This is a genomic window from Pseudomonas sp. BLCC-B112 (genome assembly GCF_028550695.1).
GTDB lineage: Bacteria > Pseudomonadota > Gammaproteobacteria > Pseudomonadales > Pseudomonadaceae > Aquipseudomonas > Aquipseudomonas danubii.
Window position 1 is genome coordinate 1 of the sequence record NZ_JAQQGK010000009.1, and the last position, 24,745, is coordinate 24,745.

General features: G+C 62.7%; 23 protein-coding genes and 1 tRNA gene. 18 read left to right on the forward strand and 6 right to left on the reverse strand.

The features are described 5' to 3' along the window. A tRNA-Gly gene (locus PQT43_RS22530) sits at positions 1-76 on the forward strand. 124 nt (positions 77-200) lie between these two features. Here the strand turns inward: PQT43_RS22530 and PQT43_RS22535 are convergent. Beyond that, the gene (locus PQT43_RS22535) at positions 201-833 is read right to left on the reverse strand and encodes a LysE family translocator (RefSeq protein WP_102863937.1); all 633 of its coding nucleotides are present in this window, start codon (positions 831-833) and stop codon (positions 201-203) included. Positions 834-876: 43 nt separating this feature from the next. After that, positions 877-1,503 carry an alanyl-tRNA editing protein gene (locus PQT43_RS22540; protein WP_213664953.1) on the reverse strand — a complete coding sequence of 209 codons (627 nt, stop codon included), beginning with the start codon at positions 1,501-1,503 and terminating at the stop codon, positions 877-879. A gap of 89 nt (positions 1,504-1,592) precedes the next feature. Between PQT43_RS22540 and PQT43_RS22545 the strand changes: the two genes are divergently transcribed. Next, positions 1,593-2,546 carry a LysR family transcriptional regulator gene (locus PQT43_RS22545; RefSeq protein ID WP_267269611.1) on the forward strand — a complete coding sequence of 318 codons (954 nt, stop codon included), beginning with the start codon at positions 1,593-1,595 and terminating at the stop codon, positions 2,544-2,546. Positions 2,547-2,707: 161 nt separating this feature from the next. On the opposite strand, the gene PQT43_RS22550 is transcribed toward PQT43_RS22545, so the two are convergent. Both PQT43_RS22550 and PQT43_RS22555 read right to left on the reverse strand, forming a co-directional pair. Beyond that, a complete protein-coding gene (locus PQT43_RS22550) occupies positions 2,708-3,115 on the reverse strand; it encodes a PA2817 family protein (protein WP_016968255.1) in 408 nt (135 codons plus the stop codon). 85 nt (positions 3,116-3,200) lie between these two features. Next, the gene (locus PQT43_RS22555; protein ID WP_102878916.1) at positions 3,201-5,648 is read right to left on the reverse strand and encodes an acyl-CoA dehydrogenase; all 2,448 of its coding nucleotides are present in this window, start codon (positions 5,646-5,648) and stop codon (positions 3,201-3,203) included. Between the two features lie 228 nt (positions 5,649-5,876). Between PQT43_RS22555 and PQT43_RS22560 the strand changes: the two genes are divergently transcribed. The 4 genes from PQT43_RS22560 to PQT43_RS22575 all read left to right on the forward strand — a co-directional run bounded on the left by PQT43_RS22560 (position 5,877) and on the right by PQT43_RS22575 (position 9,043). After that, positions 5,877-6,536 carry a transglutaminase-like domain-containing protein gene (locus tag PQT43_RS22560; RefSeq protein ID WP_170003437.1) on the forward strand — a complete coding sequence of 220 codons (660 nt, stop codon included), beginning with the start codon at positions 5,877-5,879 and terminating at the stop codon, positions 6,534-6,536. Between the two features lie 42 nt (positions 6,537-6,578). Next, the gene (locus PQT43_RS22565; RefSeq protein WP_267269613.1) at positions 6,579-7,202 is read left to right on the forward strand and encodes a glutathione S-transferase family protein; all 624 of its coding nucleotides are present in this window, start codon (positions 6,579-6,581) and stop codon (positions 7,200-7,202) included. 132 nt (positions 7,203-7,334) lie between these two features. Further along, positions 7,335-8,267, forward strand: a complete 933-nt coding sequence (locus tag PQT43_RS22570) for an ABC transporter ATP-binding protein (RefSeq protein ID WP_102863931.1) — start codon at positions 7,335-7,337, stop codon at positions 8,265-8,267. Then, entirely contained in the window at positions 8,264-9,043 is a 780-nt protein-coding gene (locus PQT43_RS22575) for an ABC transporter permease (RefSeq protein ID WP_102863930.1), read from the forward strand. The genes PQT43_RS22570 and PQT43_RS22575 overlap by 4 nt, the downstream gene beginning before the upstream one ends. A 53-nt stretch (positions 9,044-9,096) precedes the next feature. Here the strand turns inward: PQT43_RS22575 and PQT43_RS22580 are convergent, their stop codons facing one another. Next, the gene (locus PQT43_RS22580) at positions 9,097-9,612 is read right to left on the reverse strand and encodes a DUF2062 domain-containing protein (RefSeq protein ID WP_102863929.1); all 516 of its coding nucleotides are present in this window, start codon (positions 9,610-9,612) and stop codon (positions 9,097-9,099) included. Positions 9,613-9,751: 139 nt separating this feature from the next. Between PQT43_RS22580 and PQT43_RS22585 the strand changes: the two genes are divergently transcribed. The 12 genes from PQT43_RS22585 to PQT43_RS22640 all read left to right on the forward strand — a co-directional run bounded on the left by PQT43_RS22585 (position 9,752) and on the right by PQT43_RS22640 (position 21,228). After that, positions 9,752-11,983 carry a DNA internalization-related competence protein ComEC/Rec2 gene (locus PQT43_RS22585; RefSeq protein WP_272754601.1) on the forward strand — a complete coding sequence of 744 codons (2,232 nt, stop codon included), beginning with the start codon at positions 9,752-9,754 and terminating at the stop codon, positions 11,981-11,983. Between the two features lie 102 nt (positions 11,984-12,085). After that, positions 12,086-12,721, forward strand: coding sequence for a MotA/TolQ/ExbB proton channel family protein (locus tag PQT43_RS22590; RefSeq protein ID WP_162884118.1), 636 nt, complete (start codon positions 12,086-12,088; stop codon positions 12,719-12,721). Beyond that, a complete protein-coding gene (locus PQT43_RS22595; protein WP_102863926.1) occupies positions 12,718-13,146 on the forward strand; it encodes an ExbD/TolR family protein in 429 nt (142 codons plus the stop codon). Before PQT43_RS22590 ends, PQT43_RS22595 begins: the two co-directional genes overlap by 4 nt. Next, complete coding sequence (gene lpxK / locus PQT43_RS22600) at positions 13,146-14,156, forward strand: tetraacyldisaccharide 4'-kinase (RefSeq protein ID WP_272754602.1); 1,011 nt, start codon at positions 13,146-13,148, stop codon at positions 14,154-14,156. Before PQT43_RS22595 ends, lpxK begins: the two co-directional genes overlap by 1 nt. A gap of 23 nt (positions 14,157-14,179) precedes the next feature. Further along, a complete protein-coding gene (locus PQT43_RS22605; RefSeq protein WP_011060103.1) occupies positions 14,180-14,365 on the forward strand; it encodes a Trm112 family protein in 186 nt (61 codons plus the stop codon). Then, positions 14,362-15,126, forward strand: a complete 765-nt coding sequence (gene kdsB / locus PQT43_RS22610) for a 3-deoxy-manno-octulosonate cytidylyltransferase (RefSeq protein WP_253084468.1) — start codon at positions 14,362-14,364, stop codon at positions 15,124-15,126. The genes PQT43_RS22605 and kdsB overlap by 4 nt, the downstream gene beginning before the upstream one ends. Beyond that, positions 15,126-15,590 carry a low molecular weight protein-tyrosine-phosphatase gene (locus PQT43_RS22615; RefSeq protein WP_102863923.1) on the forward strand — a complete coding sequence of 155 codons (465 nt, stop codon included), beginning with the start codon at positions 15,126-15,128 and terminating at the stop codon, positions 15,588-15,590. Before kdsB ends, PQT43_RS22615 begins: the two co-directional genes overlap by 1 nt. Next, positions 15,587-16,606, forward strand: coding sequence for a UDP-N-acetylmuramate dehydrogenase (gene murB / locus PQT43_RS22620; RefSeq protein ID WP_102878923.1), 1,020 nt, complete (start codon positions 15,587-15,589; stop codon positions 16,604-16,606). The genes PQT43_RS22615 and murB overlap by 4 nt, the downstream gene beginning before the upstream one ends. Before the next feature lie 251 nt (positions 16,607-16,857). Then, positions 16,858-17,328 carry a (2Fe-2S)-binding protein gene (locus tag PQT43_RS22625; protein ID WP_102878924.1) on the forward strand — a complete coding sequence of 157 codons (471 nt, stop codon included), beginning with the start codon at positions 16,858-16,860 and terminating at the stop codon, positions 17,326-17,328. After that, entirely contained in the window at positions 17,325-19,640 is a 2,316-nt protein-coding gene (locus PQT43_RS22630; protein WP_272754604.1) for a xanthine dehydrogenase family protein molybdopterin-binding subunit, read from the forward strand. The genes PQT43_RS22625 and PQT43_RS22630 overlap by 4 nt, the downstream gene beginning before the upstream one ends. Continuing rightward, positions 19,640-20,635: an XdhC family protein gene (locus tag PQT43_RS22635; protein ID WP_102863919.1), complete on the forward strand. Its 996-nt coding sequence runs from the start codon at positions 19,640-19,642 to the stop codon at positions 20,633-20,635. The genes PQT43_RS22630 and PQT43_RS22635 overlap by 1 nt, the downstream gene beginning before the upstream one ends. After that, complete coding sequence (locus tag PQT43_RS22640) at positions 20,632-21,228, forward strand: nucleotidyltransferase family protein (protein ID WP_272754605.1); 597 nt, start codon at positions 20,632-20,634, stop codon at positions 21,226-21,228. The genes PQT43_RS22635 and PQT43_RS22640 overlap by 4 nt, the downstream gene beginning before the upstream one ends. Positions 21,229-21,290: 62 nt before the next feature. Here the strand turns inward: PQT43_RS22640 and rne are convergent, their stop codons facing one another. After that, on the reverse strand, positions 21,291-24,527 hold the full coding sequence (gene rne / locus PQT43_RS22645) for a ribonuclease E (protein ID WP_272754608.1): 3,237 nt from the start codon (positions 24,525-24,527) through the stop codon (positions 21,291-21,293). Between the last annotated feature and the right edge of the window lie 218 nt (positions 24,528-24,745).

Below are 24,745 nucleotides of genomic sequence, written 5' to 3' on the forward strand. Positions count from 1 at the left end.
GCGGGAATAGCTCAGTTGGTAGAGCACGACCTTGCCAAGGTCGGGGTCGCGAGTTCGAGTCTCGTTTCCCGCTCCAATTTCACAAAAACGCCGCTCACTGAGCGGCGTTTTTGTTTGTCTGCGATTCAACGCTTCGTCCTGCCATGGACAAAAAAAGGCCCGCCAGTCAGACGACTGTGCGGGCCTTTGTCGTGGGTCGCTTACAGCGACAGCAGCAGGCGTCCGGCGAACAGCAGCAGGATCAGCCCCATGCAGCGCTCGAACCAGTGGCCCAGGCGCATGAACAGCAGGCGGACCCGGGTGCTGGAAAAGAACAGCGCGACGATGACGAACCACAGCGCGTTCACCAGGCACATCCAGGCGCCATACAGCGCCTGAATGCTCAACGGCGTGGTGGCGCTGACCAGGGTGGTGAAGATCGCCAGGAAAAACAGGGTCGCCTTGGGGTTGGTGGCGTTGGTCAGGAAACCGGTGATAAAGGCCCGCAGTAACGTCTGCTGCGGCTCATCCGGCGCCGTGTCGCCTGGGATGCTGGTCTTGGCCTTGCTGCGCAACAGGCTGACGCCCAAGTACAGAATGTAGGCCGCGCCCAGCAGCTTGGCGGCGCTCAGCAGCCAGGGCGTCGCGTGCATCAGTGCACCGACCCCCAGCAGGGTGTAGAGCACATGCACCGAAATGCCGGCACCGATCCCCAGGGCGGTACAGACACCGGTCATTCGGCCAAAGCGCACGCTCTGGCGAATGGTGACGGCAAAGTCCGGGCCTGGGGCGACCACGGCAAGAAAGTGAACGACGGCCAGGGCAAGAAATTCCCCAAGATAATTGGACAGCATGCGGACTCCGCAAGGCAGGAAGGTGGGTAAAAGCGTGGGTGGCTCAGCCGAGGCTGTAGCTGACTGAAAGGGTGCCTTTTTTCTCCGCGACCGAGTCGATGATCACCCGTCCCAGCTGTTGCAAGTGCTGGACGTGAGTGCCGCCGCAACCGTAGGCGGGCAACTGGCCGAAGCTGATCTGGCGCGATCCGGCGGCCAGGGAAATATGCCGGGGAAAATCCTCGCTGATCCATTGTGCGAGGGCGTTCTGCACCCGGGCGCAGTCGATTGCCTGAGGCTGTTCGCCGGGCTTGAACGACACCCGTCCCTCGTTCGGCCAGTGATGAGCCTTGATCGGTATCCAGCCCAGGCTCTGTACGAAGTGGCCAATCAAGTGTCCGGCGGAGTGCATGCGGCTGTTGAACAGGCGCTGCTCTTCATCGACGCGAGCTTCATGGCTTCCCGGCGTCAGCGGCTGGGTCAGGTAATGCACGATCTGCTCGCCTTCCTGGGTGACTCGCAGTACGCGGGCCTCGCCAATCCAGCCCGTGTCGCTGGGTTGGCCGCCACCCTGGGGATGAAAGGGCGTGGCGTGCAAGGTCGCGGCGAACAGATCGTCCCGGGGCACGCAGGTCAGCAGTTCTACCGGGGCAGTCAGCAGGTCGTGTTCGAAGTACAGGCGAAGCGTCATTTCTCAAACCCTGGAACCAAGTGTTTTTTTATTATGAGGCTTGGGTAATTGCGTGATAATCCGTTCAAAACTCAATGGACTATTGCGTCATGAGCATAAATCTCCCCCTGCCTTTACTGGCAGAAATGGCCATCTTCGTCAGGGTCGTAGAAACCGGCAGCTTTTCCGAAGCAGCGCGTCAGTTGGGTTCCTCGCCGTCGGCGGTAAGCCGCAGCATCTCGCGGCTGGAGAAGGCCCTGGCCACGCGCCTGCTGCAACGCACCACCCGCAAGTTGCGCTTGAGCGACGGCGGCGAAGAGGTTTTCAAGCGCTGCAGCGAGATGGTCAGTGCGGCCCGTTCGGTCATGGAGATCAGCGGTCAGTTCACCCACGAGGCCGAGGGCGTGGTGCGGGTCAGTGTGCCCAAGGCAGTGGGGCGCTTCGTGGTGCATCCTCATATGCCGGAGTTTCTTCGGCGCTACCCGAAGGTGGATGTCGAACTGCTGCATGAAGACAGGGATATCGACCTGATTGAAGACAATGTCGACCTGGCGATTCGCATCACCGATCGCCCGCCGCCAGGTTTGATTGGTCGTCAGTTGTTGCGCATTGATCACCTGCTGTGTGCCACCCCGCAGTACCTGGCGCAGCAGGGCACGCCGCAGCATCCTCAGGACCTGCGCCAGCACAGTTGCATCTATCTTGGCGAAACCCCCAGCGATGCGCGGTGGAAGTTCAGTCAAGGCGGCAAGGCGGTGACTGTCGGTGTGCGCGGGCGTTATGCCGCCAACCACACAGGGGTGCGCCTGGATGCGGTGCTGCAGCATCTGGGCATTGGCAGCCTGCCGTATTTCACCGCGCGGCATGCTCTGGAACAGGGGCTGATTGTCCAGGTGTTGCCGGAATGGACCTTTCTTGCGTCCTATCATGGCGGTGCCTGGCTCCTGCATTCGCCAACCCGCTACCTGCCGCCCAAGCTGCGGGTCTTCATCGACTATCTGGTGGAGTGCCTGGCTCGGGAGCCGACCTTGAACCGCCCCGGCAAAGCCGAACGCATCTTGTAGAAACTGTCGGCTTGCCAGCGAAGATGCCTTTGAGGGCGATGCAAAAACCCAAGGGCCTCTTCGCCGGCAAGCCGGCTCCTACGAGGACGACGCGATAAGGCGGGCATAAAAAAGGCCCGCCGGAAAAGCCGGGCGGGCCTTGGCTGCGCGAGGCGCGGCAATCAGTGCTTGCTGTCCTGGGCGGAGAGCGCCAGCAGCTGTTTTTCCTGGTTCCAGTCGAAGGGCTCGTCGTTCTGCTCGGCTTCGAAGCGGCGTTCTTCCAGGGCCTGGTAAAGGTCGATTTCTTCATCGGGCATGTAGTGCAGGCAGTCACCGGCGAAGAACCACAGCAGGTCGCGAGGCACCAGATGAGCGATCTGCGGATAGCGCTGCATGATCTGGCACAGCAGGTCCTGGCCCAGGTACTGGCTTTCGATCGGGTCGATCGGCAGCGAGGCGCGCAGTTCATCGAAGCGCTCCAGGAATAGCGCATGGCTTTCTTCGGGAACCTGTTCGGCTTCTCCCACCGCCACCAGGATGCTGCGCAGGTGGTCCAGGAGGACGAGATGATCGGCGACGACGTTGGACATGACAGGGTCCTCAAGAGCAAAACGGGCGCGGGAGTATATAGCCCTCGCGCCCGGTTTCATAATCGACCTGTCCCAAGGGGCCCGTTTAGCGGGTCTTGCCCTCGCTCAAGGTCAGTTCCTCCTTGGCGAAATCATCCACATCGATGACTTTGCGTCGCGCCGCTTCGGCGTCCCGCAGGCTCTGGGCTTCGGCCGCTTGCAGCACGCCGGCGTCCAGGGCCGCATCGATGGGCGACTCGCCCGCTGCCGGTTTGACCTGGCCGCTTTTCAGCGCTTCGTGGAGTTTTTTCTGCAGCGGATGGGTCGCGCTCAGCAGGTCGCAGGCGTGCTGCAGGGCGCCTACCGGATCGTCCGTGGATTGCGGGCGATAGCAGCCGGCGAGCACCGCTTCCAGGGCCGGGTCGCCCTGGGCGCGGCCAATGATCGCCGCCACTTCGGCATCCAGGCGGTCCGACGGCCCGGTATGGCGACGGCCGAAGGGGAACACCAATACCCGTAGCAGGCAGCCGAACACTCGGCTGGGGAAGTTGCCGAGCAACTCGTCCAGGGCGCGTTCGGAGTGGCCGAGGCTTTCTTCCAGGGCCCAGGCCAGCAGGGGCCGCAGGTACTCCGGTGAATCCAGATCGTGGTAGCGCTTGAGCGCCGCCGAGGCCAGGTACAGGTGGCTGAGCACGTCGCCCAGGCGCGCCGACAGGCGCTCGCGGCGCTTGAGCTCGCCCCCCAGCAGCATCATGGACACGTCGGCCAGCAGGGCGAAGGCCGCAGCCTGGCGGTTCAGGGCGCGGAAGTAGCCTTGGCTGAGCTTGTCTCCCGGGGTTTGTTCGAAGTGGCCCAGGCCCAGGTTCAGCACCAGGGTGCTGGCGGCGTTGCTCACGGCAAAACCAATGTGCTGCAGCAGCAGGGCATCGAATTCCTGCAGGGCCTGGTCATGGTCCTCGCGTCCGGCCAGGGCCATTTCCTTGAGCACGAACGGATGGCAGCGGATGGCCCCCTGGCCAAAGATCATCAGGTTGCGCGAGAGGATATTGGCGCCTTCCACGGTGATGAAGATCGGCGCGCCCTGCCAACTGCGGCCCAGGTAGTTGTTGGGCCCCATGATGATGCCCTTGCCACCGTGCACGTCCATGGCGTGGCTGATGCACTCGCGTCCGCGCTCAGTGAGGTGGTACTTGAGAATGGCCGACAGCACCGAGGGTTTCTCTCCCAGGTCCACGGCGTTGGCGGTCAGCATGCGCGCGCTGTCCATCAGCCAGGCATTGCCGCCGAGGCGGGCCAGGGCCTCCTGAATCCCCTCGAAGGCGCTGAGGGGCACATTGAACTGCTCCCGTACCTGGGCGTACTGGCCCGTCACCAGGCTGGTGAACTTGGCGGCGCCGGTGCCCACCGCCGGTAGGGAGATCGAGCGTCCCACCGACAGGCAGTTCATCAACATCATCCAGCCTTTGCCGAGCATTTCCCGGCCGCCGATCAGGTAGTCCAGGGGAATGAACACGTCCTTGCCGGAATTGGGGCCGTTCATGAAGGCCGCGCCCAGGGGCAGGTGGCGGCGGCCGATCTCGACCCCCGGGGTATCGGTAGGGATCAGCGCCAGGCTGATGCCCAGGTCTTCCTCGTCCCCCAGCAGGTGATCCGGGTCGTGGGCCTTGAAGGCGAGCCCCAGCAGGGTGGCCACCGGGCCCAGGGTGATGTAGCGCTTTTCCCAGTTCAGGCGCAGGCCGAGGGTTTCCTCGCCTTGCCATTGGCCCTTGCAGATGATGCCGGTGTCGGGCATGGCTCCTGCGTCGGAGCCTGCCAATGGGCCGGTGAGGGCGAAGCAGGGGATGTCGTCACCACGAGCCAGGCGTGGCAGGTAGTGGTTGCGTTGTTCTTCGGTGCCGTAATGCAGCAGCAGTTCCGCCGGGCCCAGGGAGTTGGGGACCATGACCGTGGAGGCCAGGTCGCCGCTGCGGGTCGCCAGCTTCATCGCTACCTGAGAGTGGGCGTAGGCGGAAAAACCCTTGCCGCCGTACTCCTTGGGAATGATCAGGGCAAAGAAGCCATGTTCCTTGATATGGGTCCAGGCCGCGGGCGGCAGGTCCATGTGCTGGCCAATCTGCCAGTCACTGACCATGGCGCAGAGTTCCTCGGTGGGACCGTCGATAAAGGCTTGTTCTTCATCGGTCAACTGGGCCTTGGGGTAGGCCAGCAAGGTGTTCCAGTCCGGACGGCCGCTGAACAGCTCACCGTCCCACCACACGGTGCCGGCGTCGATGGCGTCGCGCTCGGTCTGCGACATCGGCGGCAGGACTTTCTGGAACCAGGCGAACAGCGGTGCGCTGAAGTACTTGCGTCGCAGGTCCGGCAGCAGCAAAGGCGCGGCGACGGCCGCCAGCACTACCCAGAAAACCAGCAACAACCAGCCGGGTGCTCGGCTGAAGGCGCCCATGGCCAGCAGGAAAACGGCCACTGCGCCCAGGGCGGGCAGAGGGGCAGTGCGGCGGTGCGCCAGGTAGGCCACTCCAACCAGCAGAACCAGTATCCACAACAACAGCATATTCAATCCTCCATGAAACCAGGGGCCAAATCACCATCAGAGCTTAGTCGGCCTCCGACAAAGCGGGTGATCGGTGCGGTGCGAGTACAGCGGTCGACTTTGCCGTCGAGCCAAGGCTGGCAAACCCGGTCCGATTGGATCGAGCCGACCCTGACCTTTGGCCGAAACGTCGTTATCGCTGGGGCGCACGCCTCGATAGACTCCAGGCTTCGCTCGGAGGTTTTGCCCATGCACGAGTACCTGCGTCCCAGCCGCTTCATCGATAGTGACCACCCTGCAGTGGTGGAGTTCGCCGAATCTCATCGCGGTGCCAGTGGTGATCCGCGACAGCAGGCGGTGAGCCTGTACTACGCCGTGCGTGAGGCCGTGCGCTACAACTTCTATTCCTTCAGTCGCGATCCCGAGACCTTGCGAGGCAGCCATGCCCTGGCTAGCGGCGAAAGCTATTGCGTGCCCAAGGCCACTTTGCTCGCCGGCTGCGCAAGGCATTGCGGGATTCCGGCGCGTATCGGTCTGGCGGATGTGCGCAATCATCTGTCGACGCCCCGTCTGCTGGAGTTGCTGCGCAGCGATGTGTTCGCCATGCACGGCTACACCGAGTTGTACCTGCACGGACGCTGGGTCAAGGCGACGCCGGCGTTCAATCAGAGTCTGTGCGAGTTGTTCGACGTGGCGCCGCTGGATTTTGACGGTGTGCAGGACAGTGTTTTCCACCCCTTCAACCGCCAGGGCGACCAATCCATGGAGTACCTGGTGGACCATGGGCGCTTCGCCGATGTGCCGCAGAGCCTGTTTTTTAGCCACCTGGAAAAGTGCTACCCCCATCTGTTCAATGAGCAGAACCCTGTGTCGCTGGGGGACATGCACGACGATTTGAGTCGCGGCTGATCAGGCGTAGACTGCCCCGGCATTCATTACTGAGGGATGGTCATGCTGAAGATCTGGGGTCGCAAGAACTCGTCGAATGTCAGGAAGGCGTTGTGGTGCGCTGAAGAATTGGCGCTGGCCTATGAGTCCCTGGATGCCGGCGGTGCCTTTGGCCTAGTGGACACCCCGGAGTATCGGGCGCTGAACCCCAATGGGCGCATCCCAATGATTGAAGACGATGGCTTCGTGCTCTGGGAGTCCAACAGCATCGTGCGTTACCTGGCGGCCCGGCATGCCGCCAATAGCCACTGGTATCCGGCCGATGTGCAGGCCCGGGCCAGTGCCGAGAAGTGGATGGACTGGACCACCTCGACCTTCGCCGAACCGTTCCGGCAGTTGTTCTGGGGCGTGTTGCGTACCCCCGAGGCGCAGCAGGACTGGCAACAGATCAATGCCGCCAAGGCCACTTGCACCGAGTTGCTGACCCGGGTCGATCAGGCGTTGGCTGGGCAGCCCTATCTGTCGGGAGAAGAAATCGGCGTGGGCGATATCCCGCTGGGCAGCTTCATCTATGCCTGGTTCGAGATGCCCATCGAGCGGCCTTCGATGCCCCATCTTGAGGCCTGGTACCAGCGCTTGAAGCAGCGTCCGGCCTATCGTCAGGCGGTGATGACCGCGTTGACTTAATACCCACTATCGATACGCGTGACTGTACTTGCGCGGCCTCGACCCGCAACATGGCGAGCGCCTGGCGTCGTTGCAATCCAGCCAGGCTGCCCTCACTTATACAATTCCCTCTTCTTGGTGCATGAATCCGATATGAGTTCCGCTCTGTCCATCCGGCAGCTAACCAAAACCTACGGCAACGGTTTCCAGGCCCTGAGTGGTATCGATCTGGATGTCGCCGAAGGTGACTTTTTCGCCCTGCTTGGTCCTAACGGGGCCGGTAAATCCACCACCATCGGCATTCTTTCGACCCTGGTGAACAAGACCAGCGGCACCGTGAATGTCTTCGGTCACGACCTGGATCGTGAGCCTGCGGCGCTCAAGCGCTGCATCGGCGTGGTGCCGCAGGAGTTCAACTTCAACCAGTTCGAGAAGACCTTCGACATCGTCGTCACTCAGGCCGGCTATTACGGCATTCCGGCGAAGATCGCCAAGGAGCGGGCCGAGCAGTACCTGACCCAGCTCGGCCTCTGGGACAAGCGCGATGTGCCTTCGCGTTCCCTGTCCGGTGGCATGAAGCGCCGCCTGATGATCGCTCGTGCGCTGGTGCATGAGCCGCGCCTGCTGATCCTCGACGAACCCACTGCCGGGGTCGATATCGAGCTGCGCCGTTCGATGTGGAGCTTCCTCACCGAGCTCAATCAGAAAGGCATCACCATCATCCTCACCACCCATTACCTGGAAGAGGCTGAGCAGCTGTGCCGCAACATCGGCATCATCGACCACGGCACCATCGTCGAGAACACCAGCATGCGGCAGTTGCTGGGCCAGTTGCATGTGGAAACCTTCCTTCTCGATCTCAAGCACGATCTCAGTGTGGCGCCGCAGCTGGCGGGCTACCCGACCCGGCTGGTGGACAGCCACACCCTGGAAGTCCAGGTGGACAAGGCTGTGGGGATTACGGCGCTGTTCGGTCAACTGGCCCTGCAGAACATCGAGGTCTTGAGCCTGCGTAACAAAACCAACCGACTTGAGGAGTTGTTCGTGTCCTTGGTGGAGAAGAATCTGTCGAAGGTGGCGGTATGAGTTCCGAGTTGAAACCCAATCTGGTGGCGCTCAACACCATTGTCTATCGCGAGGTCCGACGCTTTACCCGGATCTGGCCACAGACCCTGCTGCCGCCTGCCATTACCATGGTTCTGTACTTCGTCATCTTCGGTAATCTGATCGGTCGGCAGATCGGCGACATGGGTGGTTTCACCTACATGGAGTACATCGTGCCGGGGCTGATCATGATGTCGGTGATCACCAACTCTTACGGCAACGTGGTGTCGAGCTTCTTCGGCAGCAAGTTCCAGCGCTCCATCGAGGAATTGATGGTGTCGCCGGTATCGCCCCACACCATTCTCATCGGCTACACCCTGGGTGGGGTCCTGCGGGGCTTGATGGTGGGAATCATCGTGACCCTGTTGTCGTTGTTCTTCACCAAGCTGCAGGTGCATCACTTGGGTGTGACCGTGCTGGTGGTGGTGCTGACGGCAACCATCTTCTCGCTGCTGGGCTTTATCAACGCGGTGTTTGCGCGCAACTTCGACGATATCTCGATTATCCCGACCTTCGTGCTGACGCCCCTGACCTACCTGGGCGGAGTGTTCTACTCGATCAATCTGCTGCCGCCGTTCTGGCAGACCGTGTCCCTGGCCAACCCGGTGCTGCACATGGTCAACGCCTTCCGTTTCGGCATTCTCGGGGTTTCGGACATCAAGATCAGTGTGGCCATCACCTTCATGCTGGTGGCCACCGTGGTGCTTTATATCGGTTGTGCCCGACTGCTGGTCAGCGGTCGCGGCATGCGTCAGTAAACGCCGTGATGGTGTACTGAAAACGGCCTCCTTTGGGAGGCCGTTTTCGTTTGTCATCGCCGCTGTTGCTTGCGTCTGTGCCATTGGCGGCCGACCCACCAGCGCCAGTAGAGCATGGTCAGGCAATAGGCCAGGGCTCCCAGCACCAATCCGGCCACCACCGAGCCGAGAAGGAAGGGTTGCCACAGGGTACTGAGCTGGCTGCTGATCCATTCCCAGGTCAGTTCGTCGGGCAAGGTGCGCGTCGGCACATTCATCAGCCAGGCGCCCAGTTGATAGGTGCAGAAGAATACCGGCGGCATGGTAATGGGGTTGGTCAGCCAGACCAGGCTGACGCTGATGGGCATGTTGCTCCGCAGCCAGATGGCCAGTACCGCGGCCAGCAGCATCTGCATCGGGATCGGGATAAAGGCGGCGAACAGGCCTACAGCCATGGCTCGGGCTACCGAGTGCCGATTGAGGTGCCAGAGGTTGGCGTCATGCAACAGGGTGCCAAGAAAGCGTAAGGACTTGTGTTCCCGGATGCTGACCGGATCTGGCATGTAACGTTTGAATAAGTGCCGGGGCATAAGGCTTCTCGGTCAGGTCAGACGAGGATTATGACTGGATTCTAGCCAGCGCAAATTCAGACATTGTGACAAATGATAAAGCCGCGCCTGCGATCCTCGGCTAAGCCAAGACTAGGAACTGCCAAGGATGGGCTGATGGATGGTTACAGGGATGCTGGCCCTGGCCGCAGGACTGCTGGCGCTGGGTTTCATGCCGGTGCTGCCGCCCGGCTGGTTGTTGCTGCTGATGGCGATAGGGGGGCTGATGTTGCTGCCTTTTCGTACACATCCGGTGGCATTTTTTTTGTTCGGTTTGGCCTGGGCCTGTGCATCCGGGCAATGGGCGCTGGATGATCGCCTGCCTCAGTCCCTGGATGGGCAAACCCGCTGGCTGGAAGGGCGGGTGGTCGGCTTGCCGGAACCGGGGGCGGGCGTGGTGCGCTTTGAGCTCAAGGATGCCCAGTCCCGACGAGAGCGCCTGCCGCAGCGAATTCGCCTGGCCTGGCACGGTGGGCCACCTGTCAATAGCGGCGAACGCTGGCGCCTGGCGGTCAAGCTGCGGCGTCCTGCCGGTCTGTTCAATCTTCACGGTTTCGATTACGAAGCCTGGCTGCTGGCCCGGCGCATTGGGGCCACCGGCACAGTCAAGGATGGGCAACTGCTGGCGCCGGCACGCCAAGCCTGGCGTGACGGTCTGCGCCAGCGTTTACTCGCGGTCGAGGCCCACGGCCGCGCCGCAGGCCTGGCGGCATTGGTGATGGGCGACGGTTCGGGGCTGACGCGGGAAGATTGGCAACTGTTGCAGGACACTGGCACGGTGCACCTGATGGTGATATCCGGACAGCACATCAGTCTGCTGGCCGCAGTGATCTACCTTGCAGTGGCAGCGCTGGCTCGTTACGGGCTTTGGCCCGCGCGTTGGCCCTGGCTGCCCTGGGCCTGCGCCCTGGCCTTTGTCGGGGCGCTGGGCTACGGCCTGCTGGCAGGGTTCGATGTGCCGGTGCAGAGGGCCTGCGTGATGGTTGCGCTGGTGCTGCTCTGGCGCTGGCGCTTTCGTCACCTGCGGGCTTGGTGGCCCTTGTTGCTGGCGTTGAATGCAGTGCTGTTGTTCGAGCCCCTGGCCAGCTTGCAGCCAGGGTTCTGGCTGTCCTATGCCGCGGTGGCGGTGCTCATCTTCACCTTTGCCGGGCGCCTGGGTTCCTGGCGTTGGTGGCAGAGTTGGACCCGCGCCCAGTGGTTGATGGGGATTGGCCTGTTGCCACCCTTGCTGGCCCTTGGCTTGCCCATCAGTCTCAGTGGTCCGCTGGCCAATCTGCTGGCGGTGCCCTGGATCAGTCTGCTGGTCCTGCCCCCGGCCTTGCTGGGCTGTCTGTTGTTGCCTGTGCCTTATGTGGGTGAAGGGCTGTTATGGCTGGCGGGTGGCCTGCTGGATGGGCTGTTCCGCTTACTGGGGGCGATGGCCGGATTATGGCCAGCCTGGGTGGCGCCGTTGATCCCCCTTTGGGTTTGGGGCCTGAGCAGCCTGGGCGCGCTGTTGTTGCTGTTGCCCAAGGGCGTGCCACTGCGGGTGCTGGGTTGGCCGTTGTTGCTGTTGGCAGTCTGGCCTCCCCAGGACCCTGTACCCGAGGGCGAGGTGGAGATCTGGCAGCTGGATGTGGGGCAGGGGCTGTCGTTCATTCTGCGTACCCGTGATCACGCGATGTTGTACGACGCCGGTGCCCGGGTCGCGGATTTCGACCTGGGGGAGCGAGTGGTGCTGCCGACGCTGCGTAAGCTTGGCATTCGACGGCTGGACTTGATGCTGCTCAGCCACGCCGATAACGATCATGCCGGAGGCGCCATGGCAGTCCAGCGCGGGATACCGGTGAGCCAGGTGCGCAGCGGCGAGCCCGAGGCCTTGCCGGCTGCCCTGCAGCCGGCCCCCTGTGATAGCGGGCTGAGCTGGGGCTGGAATGGCGCCCGCTTCACGCTGTGGCAGTGGGCGGGGGCGGCAGACGGCAATCAGGCTTCCTGTGTGCTGCTGGTCGAGGCCGGCGGCGAACGCCTGCTGCTCAGCGGTGATATCGATGTCCATGCTGAGCGGGCTTTGCTCGACAGTCCGCTGGCGGTTCGCATTCACTGGTTGCAGGCGCCCCATCATGGCAGCCGTACCTCATCGTCCATGGCCTTGCTCCGGCGGCTGGCGCCGAAGGCGGTGCTGATTTCCCGGGGGCGGGGCAATGCCTTTGGCCATCCTCATCCCCAGGTGGTGGCGCGCTACCGGCAATTGGGCATGGTGATTCTTGACAGTGCCGAGCAAGGCGCACTGAAGCTGCGGCTGGGGACTTTCGGCCAGCCTGAAAGCCTGCGCCAACAGCGGCGCTTCTGGCGCGACTGGCCAGCAATGCCTTAAATAACCGTGGGTTATTAAAGCCCCTGAGCATGCGACATCACGGTCTTCGGTGCGTCCAGCCCCTATGTTAGAGTGGCGCACTTTTTCGAGGGGACTGTCACTGTGTGGGAATTGGTCAAATCCGGCGGCTGGATGATGTTGCCGATCATTCTGAGTTCCATCGCGGCTGTCGGCATCATCGCCGAGCGTTTGTGGACCCTGCGGGCCAGCCGAGTCACCCCGCCCCATTTGCTGGGCCAGGTCTGGCGCTGGATCAAGGACAAGCAACTCAATAAGGAGAAACTCAAGGAACTGCGTGCCGATTCGCCCCTGGGAGAGATCCTGGCAGCGGGCCTGGCCAACTCCAAGCATGGTCGCGAGATCATGAAGGAATGCATCGAGGAAGCCGCCGCCCGGGTCATTCACGAACTGGAGCGCTACCTCAACGCCCTCGGCACCATCGCCGCCATGGCGCCCCTGCTAGGCCTGCTGGGTACGGTGCTGGGCATGATCGATATCTTCAGTTCGTTCATGGGATCGGGCATGACCAGCAACGCTGCAGTGCTTGCCGGTGGTATTTCCAAGGCACTGATCACCACTGCCGCCGGTTTGATGGTGGGTATTCCTTCGGTGTTCTTCCACCGTTTCCTGCAACGCCGGGTCGATGAGCTGGTGGTGGGCATGGAACAGGAAGCGATCAAGCTGGTGGAAGTGATCCAGGGCGACCGCGATGTCGACCTGGCTGAGGGCAAAGCGTGAAATTCCGTCGCAAACCCCGGGAAACCGTGGACATCAACCTTGCTTCGTTGATTGACGTGGTGTTCATCCTGCTGCTGTTTTTCGTTGTCACCACCACCTTTACCCGGGAGACCCAACTGCGGGTCGATCTGCCGGAAGCGGTCAGCGGCTCGCCCGCCGAAGACCAGCAGGTCAAGCAGCTGGATATCGCCATCAGCGCTGATGGCGTGTTCTCGGTCAACAATCAGGTGCTGCCGAAGAATGACTTGGCGACCCTGATGGACGCCTTGCAGAAGGAGTCGGCGGGAGACACCAACCTGCCGCTGTCCATCAGTGCCGACGGCAAGACTCAACATCAAGCGGTGATCACTGCCATGGACGCGGCCGGCAAGCTCGGCTTCAGCCATTTGCGCATGACCACCGTCGAGGCGGCGCCGGCACCCTGATGGCACTTTCTGATCGTCTGCTCGCCGCGTGGTACAACGGCCATCCTGCGCTGAAACTGCTGCAGCCCCTGGAATGGCTGTACCGCCGTGTGGTGGTGGGCAAGCGCCAGCGTTTCCTGGCAGGCGAGGGGGCGATCTATCAACCACCGGTGCCCTTGATCGTGGTGGGCAACATCACCGTCGGAGGCACTGGCAAGACGCCGTTGATCCTGTGGTTGGTGGAGCACTGCCAGCGCCTTGGCCTGCGGGTCGGGGTGGTCAGCCGTGGCTATGGCGCCAAGCCGCCGCAACTGCCCTGGCGAGTGACGGCCGACGACAGCGCCACAGTGGCTGGTGATGAACCGCTGCTGATCGTTCAGCGCTGTGGCGTGCCGCTGATGATCGACCCGGATCGCAGCCGCGCGGTGCAGGCCTTGCTGGCTGCCGAACCGCTGGATCTGATTCTTTCCGACGACGGCCTGCAGCATTACTGTCTGGCCCGTGATCTGGAGCTGGTGCTGATCGACGCGGCCCGCGGCCTGGGCAATCGTCGCTGTTTGCCGGCCGGCCCGCTGCGTGAGCCGGTGGAGCGTCTGCACAGTGTCGATGCCCTGCTCTACAACGGCGCCTTTGATGATCGCGCCGACGGTTTTGCCTTCCATCTCAAGCCTTCGGCGCTGGTCAATCTGCAGAGCGGCGAGCGTCGCCCGGTGGAACACTTCGCGCCAGGGCAGGCGGTGCACGCGGTGGCTGGTATCGGCAACCCCCAGCGTTTCTTCAATACCCTTGAAACGCTACACTGGCGGCCTGTCCCCCATGCATTTGCCGATCACGCCCAATACAGTGCGCAGGCCTTGGCCTTCACCCCGTCATTGCCGCTGGTCATGACCGAAAAAGATGCGGTCAAGTGCCGTGACTTCGCGGCAGCCGACTGGTGGTACCTGGCGGTGGACGCCGTGCCGTCCGCGGCCTTCGTCGCCTGGTTCGATACCCAGCTGATGCGCCTGCTGCCTGATCGTCTGTTGCCTTAATCGCTTTTATCCAGGGAAACCTCATGGACACCAAACTGCTCGACATCCTGGCCTGCCCGATCTGCAAAGGCCCTCTCAAACTCAGCGCCGACAAGACCGAGCTGATCAGCAAGGGCGCCGGCCTGGCCTACCCGATTCGCGACGGCATCCCGGTGATGCTGGAAAGCGAGGCCCGTACCCTGACCACCGAAGAGCGTCTGGACAAATGAGCAGCGCTTTCACCGTGGTCATCCCGGCGCGTTTCGCCTCCACCCGCCTGCCAGGCAAACCCCTGCAACTGATCGCCGGCAAGCCGATGATCCAGTGGGTCTGGGAGCAGGCCTGCAAGAGCAGCGCCGAGCGAGTGGTGGTGGCCACCGATGATCAGCGTATCGTCGAGGCCTGCCAGGGCTTTGGCGCGCAAGCGCTGCTGACCCGGGAAGACCACAATTCGGGTACCGATCGTTTGGCGGAAGTCGCGGCCAAGCTCGGCCTGGCGGCGGATGCCATTGTGGTCAACGTCCAGGGTGATGAGCCGCTGATTCCGCCTTCGGTGATCGATCAGGTGGCGGCCAACCTGGCGGCCCATACCGAAGCGCGCATGGCTACCCTGGCCGAGCCGATCGAGGACGCACAGACTCTGTTCAATCCGAACGTGGTCAAGGTGGTCACTGATCTCAACGGCCTGGCCCTGACCTTCAGTCGCGCCACCTTGCCGTGGGCCCGGGATGCCTTTGCCAAGAGTCATGATCAGTTGCCGGAAGGCGTGCCTTATCGCCGACACATCGGTATCTACGCCTACCGTGCAGGTTTTCTCCATGACTTCGTCAGTTGGGGGCCGTGCTGGCTGGAAAACACCGAGTCCCTGGAGCAGTTGCGTGCCCTGTGGCACGGCGTGCGCATCCACGTTGCCGATGCCCTGGAAGCACCTCCCACTGGCGTCGATACCGCCGAAGACCTTGAGCGCGTTCGGCGCCTGCTGGAGGCGTGATGCGGGTTCTGTTCGTCTGCCTGGGCAACATCTGCCGCTCGCCCACCGCCGAAGGCGTGTTGCGCCATAAGTTGCAAGAAGCTGGCCTGGGTCATCAGGTTCAGGTCGCGTCCGCCGGCACCAGCGACTGGCACGTTGGCAAGGCGCCGGACAAGCGCAGCCAGCAGGCGGCCTTGCGGCGTGGCTACGACCTTTCTGCGCAACGGGCGCAGCAGGTTGGCAGTGCCGATTTCGCCGTATATGACCTGATTTTCGCCATGGATCAGAGCAACCTGCGCAACCTCAAGGCCTTGCAGCCGGCTTTGGGCAAGGCCGAGCTGGATCTGTTCCTGCGCCGCTACGAGGCGCCGCTGGATGAAGTGCCGGACCCGTATTACGACGGTGAGCAGGGCTTCGAGCAGGTGCTGGACCTGATCGAGGATGCCTGTGATCGGTTGGTGATCGAACTGAAGGGGCGGTTATGAGCCTGGACATTCAATCCGATGTGTCCCTCAAGCCGTTCAACAGTTTCGGGGTTGAGGTCAAGGCGCAGCGGTTCGCCCAGGCCCACAGCGATGACGACGTACGCGAGGCCCTGGCCTATTGCGCCGATCAGCAGTTGCCACTGCTGGTGATCGGCGGCGGCAGCAACCTGCTGCTGACGACGGATATCCAGGCACTGGTGTTGCGCATGGCCACCCGTGGGATTCGCTTGCTTAGCGATGATGGGCAGCGGGTGGTGGTGGAAGCCGAGGCTGGCGAAACCTGGCATCCCTTCGTGCAATGGACCCTGGACCAGGGCTTGTCCGGGCTGGAGAACCTCAGCCTGATCCCCGGCACCGTCGGCGCCGCGCCGATGCAGAACATCGGTGCCTATGGTGTCGAGATCAAGGACGTGTTCGTCGGTCTCACCGCCCTTGATCGGCAGACCGGCGAACTGCGGGACTTCGATCTGGATCAGTGCCAGTTCGCCTACCGCGACAGTCTGTTCAAGCATCAGGCCGGCCGCTGGCTGATTCTGCGGGTGCGTTTTGCCTTGAACCGTGTCGATCATTTGCATCTTGAATACGGTCCGGTGCGTCAGCGCTTGAGTGAGCAGGGCATCGAACAGCCGACCGCCAGGGATGTCAGCCGGGCGATTTGCAGTATCCGCAGCGAGAAACTTCCGGACCCGGCGGTGCTTGGCAATGCCGGCAGCTTTTTCAAGAACCCGGTGGTATCGGCGGTGCTGGCGGCGCAGATCAAGCAGTCGCATCCGGGGCTGGTGGGTTATCCCCAGGCCGACGGGCAGGTCAAGCTGGCGGCCGGCTGGCTGATCGAGCAGGCGGGCTGGAAAGGCTTTCGCGATGCCGATGCTGGCGTGCATCGCCTGCAGTCCTTGGTGCTGGTGAACTACGGTACGGCCACAGGCTTGCAGCTGTTGGAGTTGGCCCGACGAATCCAGCGCGATATCGCCGAGCGCTTCGGTGTCGAGCTGGAGATGGAGCCGAATCTGTATTGAGGCAGCTCTTGAACTAAGCTCAGCGCTTGAGTCAAAAGCCTTGCACGGTTTACACCCTGCAAGGCTTTTTTATGCATGACGACTTAACTTAGCTTGCTAACAATGTGAGTATTTGTCGTCGCCAAAGGCCCGGTGAAGCCCCGTCTTCACAAGAGAGCCCGATTAGCCTGAGCCGATCTGCGCGCACCGCAGCCGCGCTGCTGCGTGGCAGATGGCTCGACCCCATCACCTCATAGAATGCGGGCGTGCCCATGATTACCCTGAAGCTTAACGGTCAAGATCATCCACTGGACGTCACCGAGGACATGCCACTGTTGTGGGCCATCCGCGATGTGGCGGGTTACAGCGGCACCAAATTCGGCTGCGGCATGGGCCTGTGCGGCGCCTGCACCGTTCATATCGACGGTGATCCGGCGCGCAGTTGCATCACCCCGGCCGGCTCGGTGCTGGGCAAGAACATCAGCACCATCGATAACCTGCACAACGATCCGGTCGGGCAGGTGGTGCAGCAGGCCTGGCTGGATACAGCGGTGGCCCAGTGCGGTTATTGCCAGGGCGGACAGATCATGTCCGCCACTGCATTGCTCAAGACCCATCCCAATCCCAGCGACGAGCAGATCGAGGAGGCGATGCTCGGCAATATCTGTCGCTGCGGTACCTATAACCGGATCAAGACCGCGATTCGCCAGGCAGCCAACCATCTGCAGGAGGCCAAGGCATGAACCACCTACCCAGTGATTTTGCCCTGAGCAACCTCAGCCGCCGGAGTTTTCTCAAGGGCGTGGGTGCAACCGGAGCCCTGGTGCTGGCGGCCAGTTGGGGCTGGCAGCAGGCGTTTGCCGAAGACCAGAAGTTCGGTGCCGACGGCATGCCCCATGGCTGGGTCGACGATCCCAAGGTCTATGTGAGCATCGCCAGTGACGGCAGCGTGACGGTGATCTGCAACCGTTCGGAGATGGGCCAGGGGGTGCGGACCAGCCTGAGCATGGTGGTGGCTGATGAGCTGGAGGCCGATTGGGCTCAGGTCAAGGTCAAGCAGGCGCCCGGGGACGAGGCGCGCTTTGGCAACCAGGACACCGACGGTTCGCGCAGCATGCGCCATTGGTACGAGCCCATGCGTCGTTGCGGCGCCGCTGCGCGAACCATGCTGGAACAGGCCGCCGCCGAGCAATGGCAAGTACCGCTGAGCGAGTGCCGGGCGCAGTTGCACAAAGTGGTTCACCAACCCAGCGGGCGCGAACTGGGCTATGGCGTTCTGGCCGCAGCGGCGGGGGCTCTGGCGGTGCCGGCCCGGGACAGCCTGCGGCTGAAGCAGGCGTCGGAGTTTCGCTATATCGGTAAAGAGGCGACCCGGGCCATCGACGGCGAGGACATCGTCAATGGTCGTGCGGTGTACGGCGCCGATGTGCACTTTGAAGGCATGTTGTTTGCGGCGGTGGCGCGGCCCCGAGTCTATGGCGGCAAGGTCAAGTCCGTGGATGACAGTGCAGCGCTGAAGGTGCCTGGGGTGATCAAGGTCATGCCCATCGATGGCCGTCCGTTGCCTTCCGAGTTCCAGCCCCTGGGCGGTGTGGCGGTGGTGGCGAGCAACACCTGGGCGGCGATCAAGGGCCGCGATGCCCTGAAGATCGAGTGGGACGATGGAGTCAATGCCGGGTACAACTCCATCGAATATCGCAAGGAGTTGGAGGCGGCGGCGCAAAAGCCGGGCAAGGTGGTGCGCAGCACCGGCAACCTGGATGAAGCCCTGAGTGGTGCGCAGAGCAGCCTGGAAGCCACCTATTACCTGCCGCACCTGGCCCAGGCACCCATGGAGCCGATGGTGGCCGTGGCGCGCTTCATGGATGGCCGTTGCGAAGCCTGGGCGCCGAGTCAGGCGCCTCAGGTGACCCGCGAGCGGATTGCCGAGCGCCTGGGCATCGGCTTTGACCAGGTCACGGTCAACGTCACCCTGCTGGGCGGCGGCTTCGGACGCAAATCCAAGCCGGACTTCATTCTTGAGGCGGCCATCCTGGCCAAGGCATTTCCCGGCAAGGCGGTGCGGGTGCAGTGGACCCGGGAGGATGATATCCACCACTCCTACTTCCATACGGTGTCGGCGGAGTACCTCAAGGCCGGGTTAAGCGAGGACGGCATGCCCGCCGCCTGGCTGCATCGCACCGTGGCGCCGAGCATTACCGCGTTGTTCGCTCCGGGAATGAACCATGAAGGCGCCTTCGAGCTGGGCATGGGCTTCACCAACATGGCTTATGCGGTCCCCAATGTGCGCCTGGAAAACCCCGAAGCTGCGGCCCATACCCGGGTGGGTTGGTATCGCTCGGTCTCGAACATTCCCCACGGTTTTGCCATTCAGAGTTTTGTCGACGAACTGGCCCACAAGGCGGGCCAGGACCCACTGAAGTACCAGCTCAAGCTGTTGGGGCCGGACCGTCAGATCGATCCGCGAACCCTGAGCGAAGAATGGAATTACGGCGAGTCCCCTGAGCGTTACCCGATCGATACCGGGCGCATGCGCGCGGTGCTGGAAACCGCGGCCAAGGCCGCCGGGTGGGGGCGCTCGCTGCCCAAGGGGCGTGGCCTGGGGTTGGCGGTGCACTACAGCTTCGTGACCTACGTGGCAGCGGTGATCGAAGTGGAGGTGAAGGAGGATGGCACGCTGATTGTGCACAAGGCTGATATCGCCGTGGATTGCGGTCCGCAGATCAACCCCGAGCGTATTCGCTCGCAGTTCGAGGGGGCTTGTGTCATGGGCCTGGGCAATGCGGTGCTGGGGGAGATCAGCTTCAAGGATGGCAAGGTGCAGCAGGACAATTTCCATATGTATGAGGTGGCCCGCATGTCCCTGGCGCCGAAAGAGGTGCAGGTGCATTTGCTGACTCCGCCGGGCGAGGTGCCGCTTGGGGGCGTTGGTGAACCGGGTGTACCACCGATTGCGCCGGCCCTGTGCAACGCCATCTTCGCCGCCACCGGCAAGCGCATCCGCAATCTGCCCGTGCGCTACCAGCTGCAGGGTTGGCAGCAGGCGGGTGCCTGATGGACAGCGTCGACCTGAATGTCCTGCGCAGTGTTCTGGAGTGGCGCCGCGCCGGGCGCACGGTGGTGCTCTATAGCGTGGTGCAGACCTGGGGCAGTGCGCCCCGGTTGCCGGGTGCCATGTTGGCCTTGCGCGACGATGGGGTGGTGATTGGCTCGGTATCCGGTGGTTGTATCGAGGACGACTTGATCACGCGCCTGGCGGATGGGCGCTTGTCCCTGTCCGGGCCGCCGGTGCAGTTGCTGACCTATGGTGTGACCCTGGAGGAGGCGGCACGTTTTGGCCTGCCTTGTGGCGGCACCTTGCGCCTGACCGAGGAGCGGGTTGGCGATCCTTCCTGGGTCGCCGAGTTGCTGGAGCGCTGCGAAGCGCACCAGATCGTGGCTCGGGAATTGAACCTGAGCAGCGGCCAGGTGCTGCTCAAGGCAGCGAGCAAGACGGATGAGCTGGCGTTCGATGGGCTCACTCTGCGGGCGATCTATGGGCCGCGCTGGCGTCTGTTGCTGATCGGCGCCGGGCAGCTTTCCCGTTATGTGGCGCAAATGGCCCGTCTGCTGGACTTCGAGGTGCTGGTCTGTGATCCGCGCCAGGAGTTCGTGCAAGGGTGGGAGGATCAGGATGGGCGCTTTGTCGCCGGCATGCCCGACGATGCGGTGCTGAGTATCAAGCCCGATGAGCGCACGGCGGTGGTGGCGCTGACTCACGATCCGCGTCTGGATGACATGGCCCTGCTGACGGCGCTCGATTCCCCGGCGTTTTATGTCGGAGCCCTGGGGTCTCGGGTCAACAGCCAGAAACGTCGGGACAATCTGGCGCTCTTGGGATTGTCAGCGCCGGCCATCGAGCGTTTGCATGGCCCGGTGGGGTTGCACATCGGCAGTCATACGCCGGCGGAGATTGCCCTGTCGCTGATGGCGGAGATTGTGGCGATCAAGAATGGCATTGAGCCCTTGCAGAAGAAGCCGTTGGCCCGAGTGGCCGAGGCGACCACATGATTGCCCCGCCTTGCGCCGTCATCCTGGCGGCGGGGCAGGGCAGTCGTTATCAAGAGGTGGCAGGGAGCGATCAGGATAAGTTGCTGGCACCTTGCAGAGGTCGCGATGGTGTATTGCGACCGGTGCTGGAACAGGTGCTGGTCAACCTGCCGGTGGAAATGCATCGGCGAGTGCTGGTCACGACGCCGGGTCGGCCGCAGGTGGCGGAACTGGCGCAGGCTTATGGCTGCCAGGTGCTGTTGCTGGATTCCCTTGGCATGGGCCAGAGTCTGGCGGCGGCAGTGGCTGCTAGTGCCGATGCCGGTGGTTGGGTGATTTTGCTGGGGGATATGCCCTTTATCTTGCCTGGCACCATAACGCGGGTAATCGAGGCGTTGACCGAGGAGGGCATCAGCGTGCCTCGGCTGGGTGACGATCTGGGGCATCCGGTGGGGTTTGGTCGGGCTTATGGCGCTGCATTGCAAGGCTTGTCCGGTGATCGCGGTGCCAAGTGCCTGTTTACCTCGGGCAAGGTGGTCGAGGTGGCAGTGACCGACCCGGGAGTGGTATGGGATGTGGATCGACCCGAGGCGCTGGTCTATCGGGAACGCTGAATGGCAGGCATGAAAAAGCCCCGCTCGGTTAACCGGGCGGGGCTTTTTCATTGCCGATGGAATCAGACGAGAGGTTTAGGCTCGTGCTGTTTCTCCTCGGTGTGGGCTACGTGCTCAACGGTGTGTTCGACGTTGTGCGGAGCCTCTTCCACGGCTGGGGCAGCTTGCTCGACCGCAGGTTCGGCGACAGGCGCAGGTGCTGCTTCGGCTGCTTCGACAGGCGCTGGAGCGGCCTCGACGACCACTGGCGCTTCTACCGGAGCGGGTTCGGCAGCGACCACGGCTTCAACCGGGGCAGCTGCGGCAGCCAGTTCGGCCTCCTTCTGCAGACGCTCGGCTTCACGCTTGCGACGACGCACTTCGCGCGGATCGTTTGGTGCGCGACCGTTGCTGGTCAGGGCGCTGGCAGGAGCGGCCTCGATCACTGGAGCGGGTGCTTCGGCAACCACAGGGGCGACAACCGGAGCAGGCTCTTCAGCCTGGGCTGGCTGCTGAGCAACCACTGGCTGCTCGACAGCTACAGGCTCAGTTGCAGGCACTGGAGTTTCCTGAGCCGGCTCGATGGCCTTTTCTTCAGTCACTGGCGCTGGGGCTACAGGTTCTGCCACAGGCTGCTGGGCAGCCACTGGCTGTGCTTCCACAACCACGGCCGGTTCGGCAGCAACTTCAACCTGGGCGGGTTCTGCAACAACCGGAGCCGCTTCGGCTACTGGAGCAACTTCAACCGCTGGAGCTGCTGGAGTTTCCACTGCAGTGTTGGCTTCAACAACAGGCGCTTGCGGAGCCTTTTCTTCAACCGCGGCCGTAGCACGTTCGGCTTGCTGATGCGCTTCGGCTTCAGCGTTGGCGCTGATGGCGGTGCTGGCAACGGCAGCGGTAACCGCGAGGCCGGCAGCCAGGTCGGCGCTGCTCGGCTCTTCGCCGTTATCTTCCGAGCCTTCGATCACATTGCCGTTGGCATCGCGCTGACGTTCACGACGATTGCTGCGACGACGCTGGCCGCGGGAGCGACGACGTGGACGTTCGCCTTCGGCGTTGTCCTGGCCTTCTTCCTGCAGTTGCTCTTCGTTCGGCAGCACTTCTTCTTCGCTGGCGGCAGCGGCTTGAGCCTGCTCGGCGCGTGGTTGGCGCTCTTCACGCGGTTGACGCGGCTGGCGCTCTTCACGTGGCTGGCGAGCTGGACGCTCTTCAGTCACAGCGGCGGTAGCGGCGGCTGCAGCCGGAGCGGCATCCAGCGGTTCACGCAGCTCGCGAACACGCTCTTCACGTTCGCCACGTGGCTTGCGGTCCTCGCGGGGGGCGCGTGGTTGACGTTCTTCACGAGGTGCGCGTGGAGCGCGTTCTTCGCGGGCTACGCCTTGTACTTCTTCACGGGCTTCACGAACTTCCCGTGGCTGACGCTCTTCCCGTGGTGCGCGTTCTTCACGCGGAGCACGTTCTTCGCGCGGCTTGCGTTCTTCATCGCGGCGACCATTACGGTTGCGGCTCTGTTGGCGGCCATTGCGACGTTGTTCTTCGTTGCTGCGCGTAGGACGTTCGGTCACTGGCTTCTCGACCACAACTGGAGCCGCTGGCTCTTTCTTGGTGGCGAACAGGCTGACCAGGGACTTCACCAGGCCTTTGAACAGGCTCGGCTCGGCAACAACCGGAGCTGGAGCGGCAACCGGTGCAGGTGCTTCGGTTGGCACTGGAGCGTTGGCGCGAGCCGGAGCGGTCTTCACCGCGGCTTCCTGGCGAACCAGGGTACGGGTGGCGGCGGTTGGCTGAACTTCTTCGGCTTCGGCAGCGGCAGCGGCGATTTCGTAGCTGGACTGGTTGGTGTTGGCTTCCGGGCTGTCATCGCGCAGGCGCTGAACTTCGAAGTGCGGCGTTTCGAGGTGATCGTTCGGCAGGATGACGATGCGGGCACGGGTACGCAGTTCGATCTTGGTGATCGAGTTGCGTTTTTCGTTGAGCAGGAAAGCCGCGACCGGAATCGGCACTTGGGCGCGAACTTCGGCGGTGCGGTCTTTCAGGGCTTCTTCTTCGATCAGGCGCAGGATCGCCAGGGACAGCGACTCGACGTCACGGATGATGCCGGTGCCGTTGCAGCGTGGGCAGACGATGCCGCTGCTTTCACCCAGGGATGGGCGCAGGCGCTGACGGGACATTTCCAGCAGGCCGAAGCGCGAGATGCGACCGATCTGCACACGGGCGCGGTCGGCTTCCAGGCATTCGCGGACTTTCTCTTCCACTGCGCGCTGGTTCTTGGCCGGGGTCATGTCGATGAAGTCGATGACGATCAGACCGCCGATGTCACGCAGGCGCAACTGGCGAGCGATTTCTTCCGCTGCTTCCAGGTTGGTCTGCAGGGCGGTTTCTTCGATGTCGCTGCCTTTGGTGGCGCGGGCCGAGTTGATGTCGATGGACACCAGGGCTTCGGTTGGGTCGATGACGATGGAGCCGCCGGAAGGCAGTTCAACCACGCGCTGGAAGGCGGTCTCGATCTGGCTTTCGATCTGGAAACGGTTGAACAGCGGCACGCTGTCTTCGTACAGCTTGATCTTGCTGGCGTACTGCGGCATCACCTGGCGGATGAAGGTCAGGGCTTCGTCCTGGGCTTCAACGCTGTCGATCAGCACTTCGCCGATGTCCTGGCGCAGGTAGTCGCGGATCGCGCGGATGATCACGTTGCTTTCCTGGTAGATCAGGAATGGCGCGGAGCGATCCAGCGATGCTTCTTTGATGGCGGTCCAGAGTTGCAGCAGGTAGTCGAGGTCCCACTGCATTTCTTCGCTGCTGCGGCCCAGGCCGGCAGTGCGCACGATCAGGCCCATGTCGGCAGGAGCTACCAGGCCGTTCAACGCTTCACGCAGTTCGTTGCGTTCTTCGCCTTCGATGCGACGGGAGATGCCGCCGGCACGTGGGTTGTTCGGCATCAGTACCAGGTAACGGCCCGCCAGGCTGATGAAGGTGGTCAGGGCGGCGCCCTTGTTGCCACGCTCTTCTTTTTCGACCTGGACGATGACTTCCTGGCCTTCGCTCAGGACGTCCTTGATGTTGACGCGGCCTTCAGGGGCTTTCTTGAAGTATTCGCGGGAGATTTCTTTGAGGGGCAGGAAGCCGTGGCGCTCAGAGCCGAAATCGACAAAGGCAGCCTCAAGGCTTGGTTCGATACGAGTGATGCGGCCTTTATAGATGTTGGCCTTTTTCTGCTCGCGTGCGCCGGACTCGATGTCCAGATCGTAGAGGCGCTGGCCGTCTACCAGGGCAACACGCAACTCTTCGGGTTGAGTTGCGTTAATCAGCATTCTTTTCATGTAGTACCGTCGGTTTCCGGGCTGCCGGAAACGGCGTTCGGCACACACGACTTCTCACGGTCGGTGTCAGGTGCGTCAGGAGTGGTTGACCACTCGAGTGTCTAGCGAGGTCCGTCCGAATAACTAAGAACGAAGTCGCGACTCACGCGTCCTGCTTGCTGTGGTGACTAAGGCACCGCTTAAGCAAAAGTCTGTCAGGAGGAGGAATCAACCGGCGA

Coding starts and splice junctions, on each gene's coding strand:
- lpxK (WP_272754602.1), top strand. CDS start 13,146: ATGGCACTTTCTGATCGTCTGCTCGCCGCGTGGTACAACGGCCATCCT.
- PQT43_RS22615 (WP_102863923.1), top strand. CDS start 15,126: ATGCGGGTTCTGTTCGTCTGCCTGGGCAACATCTGCCGCTCGCCCACC.
- PQT43_RS22535 (WP_102863937.1), bottom strand. CDS start 833: ATGCTGTCCAATTATCTTGGGGAATTTCTTGCCCTGGCCGTCGTTCAC.
- PQT43_RS22630 (WP_272754604.1), top strand. CDS start 17,325: ATGAACCACCTACCCAGTGATTTTGCCCTGAGCAACCTCAGCCGCCGG.
- PQT43_RS22540 (WP_213664953.1), bottom strand. CDS start 1,503: ATGACGCTTCGCCTGTACTTCGAACACGACCTGCTGACTGCCCCGGTA.
- PQT43_RS22545 (WP_267269611.1), top strand. CDS start 1,593: ATGAGCATAAATCTCCCCCTGCCTTTACTGGCAGAAATGGCCATCTTC.
- rne (WP_272754608.1), bottom strand. CDS start 24,527: ATGAAAAGAATGCTGATTAACGCAACTCAACCCGAAGAGTTGCGTGTT.
- PQT43_RS22580 (WP_102863929.1), bottom strand. CDS start 9,612: ATGCCCCGGCACTTATTCAAACGTTACATGCCAGATCCGGTCAGCATC.
- murB (WP_102878923.1), top strand. CDS start 15,587: ATGAGCCTGGACATTCAATCCGATGTGTCCCTCAAGCCGTTCAACAGT.
- PQT43_RS22560 (WP_170003437.1), top strand. CDS start 5,877: ATGCACGAGTACCTGCGTCCCAGCCGCTTCATCGATAGTGACCACCCT.
- PQT43_RS22635 (WP_102863919.1), top strand. CDS start 19,640: ATGGACAGCGTCGACCTGAATGTCCTGCGCAGTGTTCTGGAGTGGCGC.
- PQT43_RS22625 (WP_102878924.1), top strand. CDS start 16,858: ATGATTACCCTGAAGCTTAACGGTCAAGATCATCCACTGGACGTCACC.
- PQT43_RS22565 (WP_267269613.1), top strand. CDS start 6,579: ATGCTGAAGATCTGGGGTCGCAAGAACTCGTCGAATGTCAGGAAGGCG.
- PQT43_RS22555 (WP_102878916.1), bottom strand. CDS start 5,648: ATGCTGTTGTTGTGGATACTGGTTCTGCTGGTTGGAGTGGCCTACCTG.
- kdsB (WP_253084468.1), top strand. CDS start 14,362: ATGAGCAGCGCTTTCACCGTGGTCATCCCGGCGCGTTTCGCCTCCACC.
- PQT43_RS22640 (WP_272754605.1), top strand. CDS start 20,632: ATGATTGCCCCGCCTTGCGCCGTCATCCTGGCGGCGGGGCAGGGCAGT.
- PQT43_RS22570 (WP_102863931.1), top strand. CDS start 7,335: ATGAGTTCCGCTCTGTCCATCCGGCAGCTAACCAAAACCTACGGCAAC.
- PQT43_RS22585 (WP_272754601.1), top strand. CDS start 9,752: ATGGTTACAGGGATGCTGGCCCTGGCCGCAGGACTGCTGGCGCTGGGT.
- PQT43_RS22605 (WP_011060103.1), top strand. CDS start 14,180: ATGGACACCAAACTGCTCGACATCCTGGCCTGCCCGATCTGCAAAGGC.
- PQT43_RS22550 (WP_016968255.1), bottom strand. CDS start 3,115: ATGTCCAACGTCGTCGCCGATCATCTCGTCCTCCTGGACCACCTGCGC.
- PQT43_RS22575 (WP_102863930.1), top strand. CDS start 8,264: ATGAGTTCCGAGTTGAAACCCAATCTGGTGGCGCTCAACACCATTGTC.